General features: G+C 66.3%; 11 protein-coding genes. 7 read left to right on the forward strand and 4 right to left on the reverse strand.

Annotation, left to right across the window (positions count from 1 at the left end; genetic code table 11):
- Positions 1-355 precede the first annotated feature (355 nt).
- Complete coding sequence (locus AL072_RS11785) at positions 356-1,228, forward strand: SDR family oxidoreductase (RefSeq protein ID WP_045580163.1); 873 nt, start codon at positions 356-358, stop codon at positions 1,226-1,228.
- Between the two features lie 97 nt (positions 1,229-1,325).
- On the opposite strand, the gene AL072_RS11790 is transcribed toward AL072_RS11785, so the two are convergent.
- A complete protein-coding gene (locus AL072_RS11790) occupies positions 1,326-1,799 on the reverse strand; it encodes a sigma-70 family RNA polymerase sigma factor (RefSeq protein ID WP_045582271.1) in 474 nt (157 codons plus the stop codon).
- A 409-nt stretch (positions 1,800-2,208) separates the two neighbouring features.
- Positions 2,209-2,751, reverse strand: a complete 543-nt coding sequence (locus AL072_RS11795) for a GNAT family N-acetyltransferase (protein WP_052709855.1) — start codon at positions 2,749-2,751, stop codon at positions 2,209-2,211.
- Between the two features lie 178 nt (positions 2,752-2,929).
- Between AL072_RS11795 and AL072_RS11800 the strand changes: the two genes are divergently transcribed.
- The 6 genes from AL072_RS11800 to AL072_RS11825 all read left to right on the forward strand — a co-directional run bounded on the left by AL072_RS11800 (position 2,930) and on the right by AL072_RS11825 (position 11,213).
- Positions 2,930-5,428: a glycogen/starch/alpha-glucan phosphorylase gene (locus AL072_RS11800; RefSeq protein WP_045580162.1), complete on the forward strand. Its 2,499-nt coding sequence runs from the start codon at positions 2,930-2,932 to the stop codon at positions 5,426-5,428.
- Positions 5,429-5,839: 411 nt separating this feature from the next.
- Positions 5,840-6,874 carry an aspartate-semialdehyde dehydrogenase gene (locus AL072_RS11805; protein WP_045580161.1) on the forward strand — a complete coding sequence of 345 codons (1,035 nt, stop codon included), beginning with the start codon at positions 5,840-5,842 and terminating at the stop codon, positions 6,872-6,874.
- Between the two features lie 170 nt (positions 6,875-7,044).
- Positions 7,045-7,290: a phage tail protein gene (locus tag AL072_RS11810; protein ID WP_200909752.1), complete on the forward strand. Its 246-nt coding sequence runs from the start codon at positions 7,045-7,047 to the stop codon at positions 7,288-7,290.
- 150 nt (positions 7,291-7,440) lie between these two features.
- Entirely contained in the window at positions 7,441-9,048 is a 1,608-nt protein-coding gene (locus tag AL072_RS11815) for a peptide chain release factor 3 (RefSeq protein ID WP_045580159.1), read from the forward strand.
- Between the two features lie 226 nt (positions 9,049-9,274).
- Entirely contained in the window at positions 9,275-10,840 is a 1,566-nt protein-coding gene (locus AL072_RS11820; protein ID WP_245636800.1) for a sensor histidine kinase, read from the forward strand.
- Positions 10,833-11,213, forward strand: coding sequence for a response regulator (locus AL072_RS11825; protein WP_045580157.1), 381 nt, complete (start codon positions 10,833-10,835; stop codon positions 11,211-11,213). The genes AL072_RS11820 and AL072_RS11825 overlap by 8 nt, the downstream gene beginning before the upstream one ends.
- A gap of 6 nt (positions 11,214-11,219) precedes the next feature.
- Here the strand turns inward: AL072_RS11825 and AL072_RS11830 are convergent, their stop codons facing one another.
- Together AL072_RS11830 and AL072_RS11835 are read right to left on the reverse strand one after the other, a co-directional pair.
- Positions 11,220-12,149, reverse strand: a complete 930-nt coding sequence (locus AL072_RS11830) for a transglutaminase family protein (RefSeq protein WP_045580156.1) — start codon at positions 12,147-12,149, stop codon at positions 11,220-11,222.
- Between the two features lie 4 nt (positions 12,150-12,153).
- Complete coding sequence (locus AL072_RS11835; RefSeq protein ID WP_052709854.1) at positions 12,154-14,709, reverse strand: circularly permuted type 2 ATP-grasp protein; 2,556 nt, start codon at positions 14,707-14,709, stop codon at positions 12,154-12,156.
- Between the last annotated feature and the right edge of the window lie 258 nt (positions 14,710-14,967).

Raw genomic sequence — 14,967 nt, forward strand, 5'->3', positions numbered from 1 at the left:
GATGGGTCGCCGGGGAGTCTTCCCTGGGACACGATCAACCGTGGCACGTCCGGCGTGACACGCCCGGCGCCGCCGCCGTTCCCGGAAAAGGCCAGCCGAAAGGACGCCTGCCCGACATCTTACGGGCATGAACCTCGGCCATACCAGTCCGACGAACGGCACGATCATCGCTCCCTTTCGAGGCGGGCAATCCGGCATCGGCATCCTCTTTCGCGTCACCCGGGCAAGTAACAGGGCGGCATCGCCTATTGTTCCGTCCGACAGCCGGGCGGAACGCGACGCAATCGCGCCTGTTGTCGTTGTGCAACGCAGCCCACCCGCGTCACGAAGGCGTTACCTTGGAAGGAGAGTGCCCATGGCTCAGCAAAAGAGCCGACATCCGGCCGGTCAACCGCCGCAGCACCAGGGCAAGCGGCCCGGACACCAGGGTCCGATGAACCCCCAGCCGTCCGAGACCCGGCCCGGCTATCGCGGCAGCGGCAAGCTGCGCGACAAGGTGGCGCTGATCACCGGCGGAGACAGCGGCATCGGCCGCGCCATCGCCGTGCTGTACGCGCGCGAAGGGGCCAAGGTCGGCATCCTATACCTGAACGAGGACGAGGACGCCCGCGAGACCCGCCGCCTGGTCGAGGCGGAGGGCCAGCCCTGCACCATCCTGAGCGGCGACGCCGGCCAGGAGGAAATCTGCCGCAACGCGGTGGAGCGCATGATCGCCGACCATGGTCGCCTCGACATCGTGATCAACAACGCGGCGGAGCAGCACCCGCAGAAGTCGATCGAATACATCACCGCCGAGCAGCTGGAACGGACCTTCCGCACCAACATCTTCTCCCAGTTCTTCATGGTGAAGGCGGCGCTGCCGCATCTGCACGAGGGGGCGTGCATCGTCAACACCACCTCCGTCACCGCCTACAAGGGCAGTCCGGAGTTGCTGGACTATTCGGCGACCAAGGGCGCCATCGTCGCCTTCACCCGGTCGCTATCCATGGCGCTGGCCGACCGCGGCATCCGGGTCAACGCCGTCGCTCCCGGCCCGATCTGGACCCCGCTGATCCCGTCCACCTTCGACGAGGAGAAGGTGGAGAGCTTCGGCAGCAACGTGCCGATGAAACGCGCAGGCCAGCCCGACGAGGTGGCTCCGTGCTTCGTGTTCCTCGCCTCCGCCGATTCCTCCTACATGTCGGGTCAGGTGCTGCACCCGAACGGCGGTACGGTGGTGAACGGCTGATTCCGGGCCGGGATTCTCCCGGAGGCGCGCTTGATGGGATCAGGAAAAAAGGCCCCCGCGTCGATGACGCGGAGGCCTGAGGCGGGGAAAAGGATGGTCAGGCGGCCATCAGGGTGTTCAGCCGTTCACGCGCGCGGCACAGGCGGGAACGGATGGTGCCGATCGACACGTTCAGCGTCTCCGCCGCCTCCTGGTAGGGGCGGCCTTCGATGGCGACCAGCTTCACCACCTTGCGCTGGCTGGGGGTGAGGGAGGAAAAGGCGCGATCGACGTCCCGGAAGACCAGCCGCGACATCTGCGCCGCATCGACCGACATGGCGCCGTCCCACAGTTCCACCTTGGTCACGTGGCGGTCGCGCTGAAGATTGTTGAAGTGCAGGTTCTTCAGCATGGTGGTCAACCATGCCTGCATATTGGTGCCGGGTTCGAAACGATGCTGGCGTGAGAGGGCGCGGGCCATGCAATCCTGCAACAGGTCTTCCGCCGCGTTGGCGTCGCGGGTCAGCTTGCAGGCATAGCGCTGCAGATTGGGCATGCAACGGATCAGTTCGTTTTCGAACGAGTACGCCATGGTCTTTTCGTCCTCCACGGTCTGGCCTCCACGGTCTGGTGCGTCTCCGGCCGGGGAACGGCGGAACCCGGCGGGGACGGCATTGGGCGTTCCGGCGCGCGTTGGCGCTGCCGGTTCGAAAAGCTGGTGGTGTCTTGTGCGGTCTTGCGGCCTCAGATCCTGAGGTGCCGGGCGGTCCGGAGGTCCGCCACAGCCCGGCCCGTCATCTGTCGCGGGGCGGAGATCCGTGCAGGATGCCGCGGCACGATCCGGTCGGCGGTGGCGTCATCGGCGGTTCCCTCTTTGCCCGTCGTTGATCGTGTCGGGAGCTAAACGCACCGCCCGTCGCCGATGTTCCACCGGAGGATTCGGAAAGAGTGACATCGGTGGCAGATTGAAGCGATTCCGGTCACGGTCCCGCTTGCCGGGTTTACCACCATCGAATGAGCAGCGGGCGGGGCGGGGGATAGGAAGGAGCCAGCGCCTTCTCCAGCCGCAGCGCCGCCATGTCATCCTCGTAATAGGCGGGATAGACGGCGAAGCGGCGATATCCGGCGGCGGTGTAGAGCGCGATGGCCGCCGCATTGTCCGCCCGCACCTCCAACCGCAGGGCGGTGGCTCCCATCGCCGTTGCCGCACCCTCGAGCGCCGGCAGCAGTCGCCGGGCGATACCCCGGCCGCGATGGGACGGTGCGACAGCAAAGGATGTGAGCCGGGCGAAGCCCGTGCCGGCATGGACCGCGACGACGCCGTAGGCGACCGCTTGGCGCGCGACGTCCGGCGGGCCGCCATCCGCCACCAAAACCACACCTTTCGCCTTGAGGATCGCATATCGGAAATTGCGCCGCGTCATCCGGTCGGTCGCGAAGCTCTGCTCCTCGATCGCCAGCAGCGCGGGGATGTCGGCCGGTTCGGCGCGGCGAATGCCGATGCGTGTTGCATCGCAGTGGACAGGAACGATTTCGTGACGCATCGTTGACGGGAAAAAAGGGGCGTTGGTGTGATCCTACTCCCTTTTACCACAGGGAAACGATTGTACGCTCCGTGTGGGAAAGCTTTGTTTAACCAACAGCGCAGACACTTCCCGCATCTTGGAGCGTCGTCCTTCCAGCCGCCCGCTCCCATTGGCCTTTCAAGCAGAAAGTCAGGACATGGACGCTCGGTACAAATCGCGTGACATCGAACGCCGCAGTCTGGATGTCGACGGCCTCAAACGGTCGTTCTTGGAGTGGCTGGTCTATTCGGTCGGCAAGGATGCGCGGGCCGCGACCCGGCGCGACTGGTTCCATACCGTTGCGCTCGCCGTGCGCGACCGCGTCGTCGACCGCTGGATGGACACGACGCGCAGCTATTATCACGAGGACGCCAAGCGCGTTTACTACCTGTCGCTGGAATTCCTGATCGGCCGGCTGCTGACCAACAGCCTGTCGAACCTGGGCATCATGGACGAATGCCGGCAGGCGCTGGACCGTCTCGGCCTGTCGATGGAGGACGTCGTCGATGCGGAGCCGGACGCGGCGCTCGGCAATGGCGGCCTCGGCCGCCTGGCCGCCTGCTTCCTCGACAGCATGGCCTCTCAGGGACTGCCCGGCTACGGCTACGGCATCCGCTACGAGTTCGGCCTGTTCGAGCAGCGATTCGAGAATGGTTGGCAGGTCGAGTATCCCGAACAGTGGCTGCAATTCGGCAACCCCTGGGAATTCGCCCGTCCGGAGGTGCTGTATCCGGTCCAGTTCTATGGCCGGGTCGAGGAGTTCCGCGACAGCGTCGGCGAGCGCGCCTATCGCTGGGTCGACGCCGACCGCGTGCTGGCGATGGCCTACGACACGCCGGTCGTCGGCTATGGCGGCGACACCATCAACACGCTGCGCCTGTGGTCGGCCCGCGCCACCCGCGACTTCAACTTCGGCCATTTCAACGACGGCGCCTATATGAAGGCTGTCGAGCAGAAGATCCTGTCGGAGAATCTCAGCCGCGTCCTCTATCCCAACGACGCGACCGAGACCGGCAAGGAACTGCGGCTGAAGCAGGAGTATTTCTTCACCTCGGCCTCGCTGCAGGACATCCTGCGCCGCTATCTCCAGCACCACACCAGCTTCGACAACCTGCCCAACAAGGCGGCGATCCAGCTGAACGACACCCATCCGGCCATCGGCATCGCCGAGCTGATGCGCCTGCTGGTCGACCAGCACGCCCTGCGCTGGGACAATGCGTGGGAGATCACGCGCGCCACCTTCGCCTACACCAACCACACCCTGCTGCCCGAGGCGCTGGAAGCCTGGCCGGTGCGGATGATCGAGCGGGTGCTGCCGCGCCACATGCAGATCATCTACGAGATCAACGCCAAGTTCCTGAACCGCACCAAGGCCAAGGCCGCCGGCGACAATGCCCGGCTGTCGCGCCTGTCGCTGATCGACGAACGCGGCGAGCGACGCGTGCGCATGGGCAACCTCGCCTTCCTGGGGTCGCACAAGGTCAACGGCGTCTCGGCCCTGCACACCGACCTGATGAAACAGACGGTCTTCAACGATTTCCACGAGGAATTCCCGGACCGCATCAACAACAAGACCAACGGCATCACCCCGCGGCGCTGGCTGAAGCAGGCCAACCCGGCCCTGTCGGAGCTGATCACCACCCGCATCGGCCAGGGCTGGATCTCCGACCTGTCGCAGATATCGGCGCTGCGCGAGAAGGCCGACGACGTGGTGTTCCGCGAGGAATTCCGCCGGGCCAAGCGCAAGAACAAGAAGCGGCTGGCCGCCTACATCGCCCGCCAGACCGGCGAGGAGGTGCTGGTCGACAGCATCTTCGACGTCCAGGTCAAGCGCATGCACGAATACAAGCGCCAACTCCTGAACGTGCTGCACACCATCGCGCTGTACAACGAGATGCGCGACAACCCGACCGTCAGCTGGGTGCCCGTCACCAAGATCTTCGCCGGCAAGGCGGCGCCGTCCTACCACATGGCCAAGCTGATCATCAAACTGATCAACGACGTCGCCAAGGTGGTGAACCACGACCCGTCGGTGCACGACAACCTGAAGGTCGTGCTGCTGCCCAACTACAACGTCACCGCGGCGGAGATCATCATCCCGGCAGCCGACCTGTCAGAGCAGATCTCCACCGCCGGCATGGAGGCGTCGGGCACCGGCAACATGAAGCTGGCACTGAACGGCGCGCTGACCATCGGCACGCTGGACGGCGCCAACGTCGAGATCCGCGAGCATGTCGGGCCCGACAACATCTTCATCTTCGGCATGACCGCGGACGAGGTGAACGACCTGCGCGCGACCGGCGGCTTCAACCCGCGCGAGGTGATCGCGTCGAACCCCAGCCTGAAGCGGGCGCTCGACATGATCTCCACCGGCGCCTTCTCGCCGGACGACCGCAACCGCTACCACCCGATCGTCCAGGCGCTGACCGACGGCGGCGACCATTTCCTGGTGACGGCCGACTTCGCCGACTATTGCCAGGCGCAGGACGCGGCGATGCAATTGTACCGCGACCAGGAGGAGTGGACCCGCAAGGCCATCCTGAACACAGCCAACATGGGTTGGTTCTCGTCCGACCGCACGGTCAACGAGTATGCCGAAGAGGTCTGGGACGTACACCCGGTACATCCGAACCACGAGGGCGAGGGGTACCGGTAAGGGGATTGGGTGCTGAGATCTTGCCCCCTCCCTAACCCTCCCCCGCCTTTGGCGGTGGAGGGGACTCCCGCCACTTTTACGTAAGGCACCCTCTCCCGCGCCGCGGGGGGGGGGTCGGGGAGGGGGCAAGTGGCGCTGCGGCCGAACCATACCCAGCGCTTTACAAGCCCCCTCCAATGGGCTATGACAACCTGTATGAACCGCAAGGCCATCACCATCACTACGACGAAAAAAGCGACTCGCTTCGGCGGGAAGCGTCGTGGTGCGTGCTGATCGGATCGACCAGCGTTTCTTCCACGAGGCAGGCCCCGCCGGACATCGGACGGGGCCTCGTCGTATCCGGGGTCCGCTGTCCGAACGACCGATAGGCCGGTCCGATCAACAGTGCGATAGACAGGACGGAACCCCGACATGAGCAGCAACACCGCCTCCGTTTCCCCCCGCCGCGTCGCCGTGGTCGGCGCCACCGGTGCCGTCGGCCGCGAGATGGTCAAGGTCCTGCACGACCGCAACTTCCCGGTCGCCGAGCTGGGCCTGTTCGCCTCCGAGCGTTCGGCCGGCAAGGTGCAGGAGACCCCGTATGGCGCCCTGACCCTGAAGGCGTTCGACGCCGATGTCGTCAAGGGCTATGACGTGGTCCTGCTGGCGGTGTCGGGCGACTTCGCCAAGGCGCATGCCAAGGATCTGGCGTCGGCCGGCGCGCTGGTGATCGACAACAGCTCCGCCTTCCGCTACGACGCCGACATCCCGCTGATCGTGCCGGAGATCAACGCCCACGTCTTCCGCGAGGCGTACGCCGCCGGCAGCCGTCTGATCGCCAACCCGAACTGCACCACCGCCATCGCCGTCGTGGCGCTCGGCCCGCTGCACAAGGCCTTCGGCATCAAGCGCGCCATCGTCTCCACCTATCAGGCCACCAGCGGCGCTGGTGCCGAGGGCATGGCCGAGTTGGAGGAGCAGACCCGCAACCAGCTGGACGGCAAGCCGGTTACCAACAGCGTGTTCCGCCACCCGATCCCCTTCAACCTGATCCCCCAGATCGATGCCTTCCAGGAGAACGGCTACACGAAGGAGGAGATGAAGGTGACGTGGGAGACGCGGAAGATCATGGAGGTTCCGGACCTCCTGCTCAGCTGCACCGCCGTCCGCATCCCAACCTACCGCGCCCATTCCGAGGCGATCACGCTGGAAACCATCCAGCCGGTCACGCCCGACGCCGCCCGCGCGGTACTGGCCGATGCCGCCGGCGTGAAGCTGGTGGACGATCCGGCCAACGGCGCCTACCCGATGCCGCTGAACGCCACCGGCCAGTATGATGTCGAGGTCGGCCGCATCCGCACCAACCTGGTGTTCGGCGACCATGGCCTGGACCTGTTCGTCTGCGGCGACCAGCTGCTGAAGGGCGCCGCCCTGAACGCGGTGCAGATCGCCGAGCTGGCTCTCTGATCGGTTGAGCTCTGCGGGACGGGTCTCCGTCCCGCAGAATTCCCGCATGAGAATACAGTCGTATTGATTTCCCGGTTGCGGAAATTCCATTGCGCGTTTCATCATACGCCCGACAGCGCTTCGGGCGGCACGGCTCGCCCCGTGCCGCCGTCGCATCCAGACACGAGGCGATGATGGATTACCTGATCAGCGACATTATTTTGGTTGGCTGCAACTTCGTCCCCGTGGGCTTTCTGCCCTGCGACGGCAGCATCCTCCCCATCGCGCAGTACGAAGCGCTCTATTCCCTGATCGGCCCGCAATATGGCGGCGACGGCCATACGACCTTCGCCCTGCCGAACCTGAAGGGGAAGGAGCCGTTGCCAAGCCTTCACTACGTCATCTGCAACGACGGCATCTATCCGCAGCGGCCCTGACGGACCCGCCCCGGGACCGGGCTGGCGGAACGCTCTGGAATCCGCCCAGCGCTGCTGCTATCTAATCGACGGGGGCCGGTGGGCGTTTTTCGCCTGCCGGCCCCTTTCGCCGTTCGTAAGATCACCTTCTCTTGTCACGGGACTTCGCGCATGTCCGAACTTCAGGACGCCGTCTCCCGCCGTCGGACCTTTGCCATCATCGCGCACCCCGACGCCGGTAAGACCACGCTCACCGAAAAGCTGCTGCTGTTCGGCGGCGCAATCCAGATGGCCGGCGCCGTCAAGGCGCGCGGCGAACAGCGGCGTGCCAAGTCAGACTGGATGAAGGTGGAACGCGAGCGCGGCATCTCCGTCACCGCCTCCGTCATGACCTTCGATTTCGACGGGCGCACCTTCAACCTGCTCGACACGCCGGGCCACGAGGACTTCTCGGAGGACACCTACCGCACGCTGACTGCGGTGGACAGTGCGGTGATGGTGATCGACGGCGCCAAGGGCATCGAGACCCAGACGCTGAAACTGTTCGAGGTCTGCCGTCTGCGCGACGTGCCGATCATGACCTTCTGCAACAAGATGGACCGCGAGGCGCGCGATCCCTTCGACCTGATCTCGGAGATCGAGAGCGCGCTGGCTCTGGAGGTCACCCCGGCGAGCTGGCCGATCGGCATGGGCCGCGACTTCCTGGGCTGCTACGACCTGATCCGCGACCGGCTGATCCTGATGGACCGCAGCAAGGGCGACGAGATCGACGAGGGCATCGAGTGCAACGGCCTGGACGATCCCCGTCTGGACGAGCTGCTGCCCGCCCACGCCGTCGCCAAGCTGCGCGAGGAGGTCGAGATGGCGCGCGGCCTGATGCCGGCCTTCGATCTGGAGTCCTACCGCGCCGGCCACCTGACGCCGATCTATTTCGGCTCCGCCATCAACAATTTCGGCGTGCGCGAGCTGCTGTCCGGCCTGGCGGAGAACGCCCCGCCGCCGCGTCCGCAGCCGGCCGATCCGCGCACCGTCCAGCCGGACGAGGATAAGGTCACCGGCTTCGTGTTCAAGGTCCAGGCCAACATGGACCCCAACCACCGCGACCGCATCGCCTTCGTTCGCCTGTGCTCCGGCCGCTACAAGCGCGGCGCGAAGCTCAAGCACATCCGCTCGGGCAAGCTGATGGCGGTGAACAACGCCGTGCTGTTCCTGGCCCGCGACCGCGAGGTGGCGGAAGAGGCGTGGCCCGGCGACATCATGGGCATCCCCAACCACGGGTCCTTGCGCATCGGCGATACGCTGACCGAGGGCGAGGATCTGCGCTTCACCGGCGTACCAAGTTTCGCGCCGGAACTGCTGCAGCGCGTCCGCCCGGACGATCCGATGCGGGTGAAGCACCTGCGCAAGGCGCTGGAGCATTTCGCCGAAGAGGGCGCCTCCCAGGTGTTCAAGCCGCTGACCGGCGCCGACTGGGTGGTCGGCGTGGTCGGCCAGCTGCAGTTCGAGGTCCTGGCCTCGCGCATCGAGGCGGAATACGGCATCGCCGCCCGCTTCGAGGGGGCCGGTCTCGACGCCGCCCGCTGGATCGAGACCGACGACAAGGTCCAGCTGGAGAAGTTCATCGAGCTCAACCGCTCGGCGCTGGCGGAGGACCATGACGGCGCCCTGGTCTTCCTGGCCCGCAACGCCTGGCACCTGAACCGCGCGCAGGAAGATTTCCCCGCCCTGCGCTTCCTGAAGACCCGCGAGCAGAACCGCAAGGTCCATACCGCGGCCTGACGGCCTGACTGAGAAGCGGCTGTCAGATCAGCCGCCAGCCCGCCCGCCGATACCGTGGGCGGGCACCCTTCCAGATAGCAGTTCGGCATCGTTGGACCCTCTACGGATTGACGGCTTGACGCCGTCAATCCGGTGGAAGAACGTGTGCTGACGCGCGAAACAGTTTCGACACTCAATCAGCGACCTCCAATGGTCGGGTGGCGTCGGACAAGGGGCGGAGATGGCTGTGGGATTGGATGAACTCCTGGATACCGGCGGCTTCGTGCCGCATGGCGTCTGCCTGCTCTGGCGTCCCGATCTGCTGGCGCTTCATGTCGCGTCCGACACGCTGATCGGCTTGTCCTATTTCTCGATTCCCCTGGCGCTGCTCTATTTCGTCTATCGTCGGCGCGACGTGGCCTTCGGCTGGGTCGCGGTTCTGTTCGCCTTGTTCATCATCGCTTGCGGCAGCACCCATTTCCTCTCGATCTGGACGCTGTGGGAGGCGGATTACCTGCTGGAAGGAGCGGTGAAGCTGATCACCGCGGTCGTATCGCTGGCCACCGCGGCAACGCTGTGGTGGCTGATGCCACGCCTCCTGGCATTGCCCAGCCCGGCGCAACTGGCGCGCAGCAACGCCGCGCTGGAGCATGAGATCGCCATCCGCCGGCAGATGGAGCAGCGCTACTCCGGCTTCTTCAACAATCTGGCAGAAGCGCTGTTCATCGTCGAGGTGCTGCCCGACGGCGGTTTCGCCTATCAGGCGATCAATCCCGCACTGGCGCGGGCAACGGGCTTGGATCCGGAAAAACTGCGCGGAAGGCGGGTGGAGGATGCGCTGTCGCCGGAGATAGCGGACGGAGTGCTCCCACGCTATGCCCAATGCCGGGACAGTGGTGAAAGCGTCGACTATGAGGAAGTGCTGTCGCTGCCGGTCGGCCGGCGTGTGTTCCACACCATGCTGGTTCCGGTGAGGGACGCCGCCGGCCGGGTGGCCCAGCTTTTGGGCAGCGGCCGCGACGTGACCGAGCGCAAGAGGCTGCAGGAGGAGATGGTGCAGACCTCCAAGCTGGCGACGCTCGGTACCCTGGCGGCCGGAATGGCCCATGAGATGAGCCAGCCGTTGAATGTCATCCGCCTGTGGACGGAGAATACGCTGGCCCGGCTGCGTGAGACCACGCTCGACCCCGTCAGAACCGAACGGGCGCTGACGCTGGTGATCGAACAGACCGAGCGCATGGCCAAGCTGATCGACCATGTCCGCACCTTCGGACGACGGGACGGCGGCGGAACCCAGATCTTCCATCCCGCCCATTGTGTGCGCAGTGCGGTGGAACTGGTGCGTCACCAGTATGCATTGGAGAACATAGAGGTCGTCGAGAGCATCACCTCGGCCGACCTGCCGGTGAGCGGACGCCCCCTTGAATTGGAGCAGGTCATCCTCAACCTTTTGTCGAACGCCCGGGATGCGATCATCGCATGTCGCGCGGCGGACGGGACGTCAGGATGCATCATGGTGGCGGTGGACGATGATCGCGACGGACACAACACGGTCATCCGGGTAACCGACGACGGCGGCGGCATCGATCCGACGGTGCTGCCCCGGATCTTCGACCCCTTCTTCACGACCAAGGAGGTCGGAAAGGGCTCTGGCCTCGGCCTGTCCATCGGTTACGGCATCGTCGACGGCATGGGCGGCCGCATCGATGCCCGCAGCGTCGAACTGGATGACGGACGCTGCGGCGCCCGCTTCACCATCACCCTGCCGAGCCAGCCGGTATCCTCATCCGACCGGGAGTTGTCGCATGCCTGACCCATTCCACATCCTGGTCGCGGAGGACGAGGTTCTGGCGGCAATGGCGCTGGAGGATTTCCTGTCCTTCAAGGGCTTCCGCGTCACCGTCGCGGCCAACGGGCTGGAAGCGCTGGAACATTACGCACGGGATCGGGTGCATGCGCTGGTGACGGACCTGCGCATGCCGCGGATGGATGGCCATGCGCTGATCAGGGAAATCCGCGAACGCGACGCGACGCTGCCGGTGGTGGTGATGACCGGCTTTCTGACCCAGGACAGCGACCTGACCCACGAGCGCTGGAAGCCGCTGGAGATCCTGAGCAAGCCGGTCAACCCGCGCACCATCTGCAACACGCTGCATCGCATGCTTGGCCTGCCGCAGGAGGGTTGAGAGCCCTCACTCCTCCATCGGTTCGACGTCGACGCTGACGGTCAGGCCGTGGCCGGCACCGCCGACCAGCACGCCCCGCGCCGGGCTGACATCGTCGTAATCGCGGCCCCACGCGATGGTGATGAAATCGCGATTGGCGACACAGGCATTGGTCGGGCAGATGTCCAGCCATCCGTCGGGCCCGCACCAGACCGAGGTCCAGGCATGGCTGACGTCGGCACCGACCAGGCGCGGACGGCCCGGAGGCGGCAGGGTGCGCAGATAACCCGATACATAGCGTGCCGGCAGCCCGAGGGCGCGAACGCAGCCGGCGGCGATGTGGGCGAAATCCTGGCAGACGCCGCGGCGATTGCGCATCACCTCGGCCAGCGGCGTCGCGACTGTCGTCGCGGCGGGGTCGAAGGCGAAATCCTGGTTGATCCGGTTCATCAGGTCGATGGCCGCCACCACCGCCGGCCGGCCGGGAGTGAAGCTGATGCGGGCATAGTCCAGCAGCTCAGGGCTGGAGACGACCAGCGCGCTGTCGAAGCAGTACTGGGTGATCTCGGCCCCGTCATCCGGCCCCGTCAGGCCGCGCAGGCTGTCGCGCACATGCTCCCACGCAGGTGAGGAGTCCGGCGTCAACGCCGGCGGATCGAACACATCGACCTCGCTTTCGGCGATGACGGAGAAGTTGCGGTGCGGCTCCTGCACAGCGATATAGGTGACGGTGTTGCCGAAATAATCCACGCGGTCCGACCGCACCGCCGGTACCGGTTCGATGGTCAGCACGCTGCGCCGGATACGCTGGCGCGGGTGTGGCCGCAAGGCCAGATGCAGCAGATGGTGGGAGATCGGCACATCCTCGCCATAGTCGTAGGCGGTGGCGTGACGCACGCGGTAGCGCGTGGCGGAGCCGCTGGCGGAATTGGCGTTGCCGGGGACGGGGGGTGTCATCGGGTCAGGCCGATCTTGCGAAGGCATGGCTGAAATAGGCATGCGCCAGGAAGTTGGAAACGTCCGGCAGCGACATCGCCAGAGTGTCGAGCAGGACACGCAGGGCATCGCTGGAGGCCATCGCCTCGCTCCGCTCCAGGCTGTTGCGTGCGGCGGCGACGATGGCGAGCGCTCCACCGGTCGGATCCGTCCCGGTGCCGACGCCCTGGTTGGGCAGCGCCCGCATGTGCCGGTCGAGCACCGCCAGCTGGAAGGCCAGCGCGCGCGGGTTGGCCTCCTCGCCCAGCAGCAGGTCGAGCACCGTGGTGCGCTGCACGCTGGTCAGGTGGCGAGCACGGTAGGTCATGACGCTCTCGCCCAACTCCAGCAGGACGGATAGGGTCGCCGCCTGCACCGGCTCCTCCTGGCGATCGAGGTCGGCGACGCGCATCCCACGCATCAGCCCGACCATGTGCAGCGCCCGCTCGACGCGCCGGCCGATGTCGAGGAAGCGCCAGCCGGCCCCGCGGGTCATGCTCTCCTGCTCCATGCCGGAGAAGGCGGCGAGCGTGATCATCACATCGTCCAACCGCAGCAGCAGCCCTGCCGCATCCATCCGCCCCTTGGGGGGTTGGGACTGGCGGTCGATGGCCGACACCACGCGCCACATGTCCATCGACAGGCGGTCGCGCACCGAATAGGCGATGCGGTGCAGGCGCAGGACCTGGGCCCGCAGGCTGTTGGGATGGTCCGGATCGACGACCGCGGCGTGCAGGGCCTCGCGCAGACCCCGGTTGGCACCGCTCTCGGTGATCCGCGCCATCTCCGCCGGGATCATGCCTTGCGAAAAGAGCAGGTCGAGGAGCGGACGGAGCTGAGCCGTGGCGCCCGGCATGTTGCTGTCGATCAGGCGGCTCTGCGTCGCGCGCAGCAGGCGCAGCACGCCCTCCGCCCGTTCGGCATAGCGGCCGAGCCAATAGAGGCCGTCGGCGACACGGCTGGGCAGGTCGTTGGCGGACAGGCGCAGGCCGCTGGCGGTCGGCTCGGTCGCCAGCGCCGGGCGCGGCTGGGTGGAGGCCACGTCGGCACGCCGCGCCGCCAGGATCCAGGTGTCCTTGCTGCCGCCGCCGCTCTGCATCGACACCACCAGACGCCCCGATTCGCTGGACACGCGGGTCAGGCCGCCGGGCATCACCGCATAGCCGCCGCTGGGTGTGGCGCAGACGAAGACGCGCAGCACCAGCGGGCGCGGCTGCAGCCGGCCGTCCTGCCAGACCGGGGCGGTGGACAGCGCCATCTGTTCCTGGGCCACGAAATACCAGGGCCGGCGCTTGATCCGGTCGATCAGGGTCGACCGCTCGCCGGCCGACAGCTGGGCGCCGAAGATCGGCTCGAAGGACAGGGACGGGAAGGCTGGCTTGACCACCAGCCCGTCGAGATGGTCGATGACGTACGCCCGCTCCGCATCGTTGCCGCACCACCAGCTGGCGACTCCGGGAAGCCGCAGTTCCTCGCCCAGCAGATGGCGGCACAATGTCGGCAGCGACGACTTCATCGCCATCGATTCCATAAGGCCGGAGCCCAGCGCGTTCGCCATCACCACATTGCCGGCACGCACCGCCTCGATCAGCCCGGCGACGCCGAGCGAGCTGTCGGCGCGCAGCTCCAGCGGGTCGGCAAAATCAGCATCGAGCCGGCGCAGGACGACGTCCACCCGTTCCAGCCCGGACAGCGTCTTCAGGAACACCTGCCGGTCGCGCACCGTCAGGTCGGCGCCCTCCACCAGCGTGATGCCGAGATAGCGGGCGAGATAGACGTGCTCGAAATAGGTCTCGTTGTAGGGGCCCGGGGTCATCAGCACGACACGCGGGGTGCCGCCGCTGCCGGCAGCCCGCAACGCGATCGACAGCAGGGTTTCCTTGAAGGTGTCGAAGAAGCCGGTCAGCCGCTCAACTTGGCAGTGGCGGAAGCTGTCGGGCAGCACCTTGGCAATCACTGCGCGGTTTTCGAGCGCGTAGCCGCTGCCGCTGGGCGCCTGGGTTCGGTCGGACAGCACCCACCAGCGCCCGTCCGGCGCGCGGGCGAGGTCGGCGGCATAGAAATGCAGATGCATGTCGTTGGGAACGCGGATGCCATGGACCGCGCGGCGGAAACCGGGGTCGGCATGGATGACCGACGGCGGCAGCCGGCCGTAACGGGTCAAGGTCTGCGGACCGTAGAGGTCGGTAAGGATCGCGTTCAGCAGCGACGCCCGCTGGATCAGCCCCGATTCGATGGCCTTCCATTCATGGGCGGGCAGCAGAAGCGGCATCATGTCGAGCGGCCATGGCCGCTCCATCCCGTTGGGGTCGCCGTAGATGTTGTAGGTGACGCCGTTCTGGTGCAACAGGCGCCGCGCCTCCTCCCAGCGTTCCGCCATCTGCCCGGATTCGAGCGGGCCGAGCGTGCTCATGAAGGTCTGCCAGTGCGGCCGAAGCCGCCCCTGGCCGTTCACCATCTCGTCATAGACCTGGCCGGAACCGTAGCCGATGGCGTCGGCCTCGCCGAACAGCGACCCCTGGGTGAAGGGAACCGGCGGCATTCCCGAAAGGGACGCGGAGGCCGGCGGGCGGAAAGGCTGATCGGGCTGGGACAAGGTCTGACTGATGCTTTTTGCCTATGAAGGGAGCAACAGTCTGAACGCCCAGGCCCGGCGATGCAAGGCCGGTGGCCGGCGAACCCATCCGAAAGTGGAAAGATTCCATGCCTATGGCGTTGGGAACACGAACGGTCCGGAGCGCCCGGCGGTAAAGAAAGCCGGAGCGCCGCCCAAGGCGACGCTCCGGGTTCGCGGTATCAT

Source organism: Azospirillum thiophilum (assembly GCF_001305595.1).
In the GTDB taxonomy this organism is placed as follows: domain Bacteria; phylum Pseudomonadota; class Alphaproteobacteria; order Azospirillales; family Azospirillaceae; genus Azospirillum; species Azospirillum thiophilum.

Bases quoted from the DNA above. Each gene is read 5' to 3' on its own strand.
- AL072_RS11785 (WP_045580163.1), top strand. From the start codon at position 356: ATGGCTCAGCAAAAGAGCCGACATCCGGCCGGTCAACCGCCGCAGCAC.
- AL072_RS11790 (WP_045582271.1), bottom strand. From the start codon at position 1,799: ATGGCGTACTCGTTCGAAAACGAACTGATCCGTTGCATGCCCAATCTG.
- AL072_RS11795 (WP_052709855.1), bottom strand. From the start codon at position 2,751: ATGCGTCACGAAATCGTTCCTGTCCACTGCGATGCAACACGCATCGGC.
- AL072_RS11800 (WP_045580162.1), top strand. From the start codon at position 2,930: ATGGACGCTCGGTACAAATCGCGTGACATCGAACGCCGCAGTCTGGAT.
- AL072_RS11805 (WP_045580161.1), top strand. From the start codon at position 5,840: ATGAGCAGCAACACCGCCTCCGTTTCCCCCCGCCGCGTCGCCGTGGTC.
- AL072_RS11810 (WP_200909752.1), top strand. From the start codon at position 7,045: ATGATGGATTACCTGATCAGCGACATTATTTTGGTTGGCTGCAACTTC.
- AL072_RS11815 (WP_045580159.1), top strand. From the start codon at position 7,441: ATGTCCGAACTTCAGGACGCCGTCTCCCGCCGTCGGACCTTTGCCATC.
- AL072_RS11825 (WP_045580157.1), top strand. From the start codon at position 10,833: ATGCCTGACCCATTCCACATCCTGGTCGCGGAGGACGAGGTTCTGGCG.
- AL072_RS11830 (WP_045580156.1), bottom strand. From the start codon at position 12,149: ATGACACCCCCCGTCCCCGGCAACGCCAATTCCGCCAGCGGCTCCGCC.
- AL072_RS11835 (WP_052709854.1), bottom strand. From the start codon at position 14,709: ATGCCGCCGGTTCCCTTCACCCAGGGGTCGCTGTTCGGCGAGGCCGAC.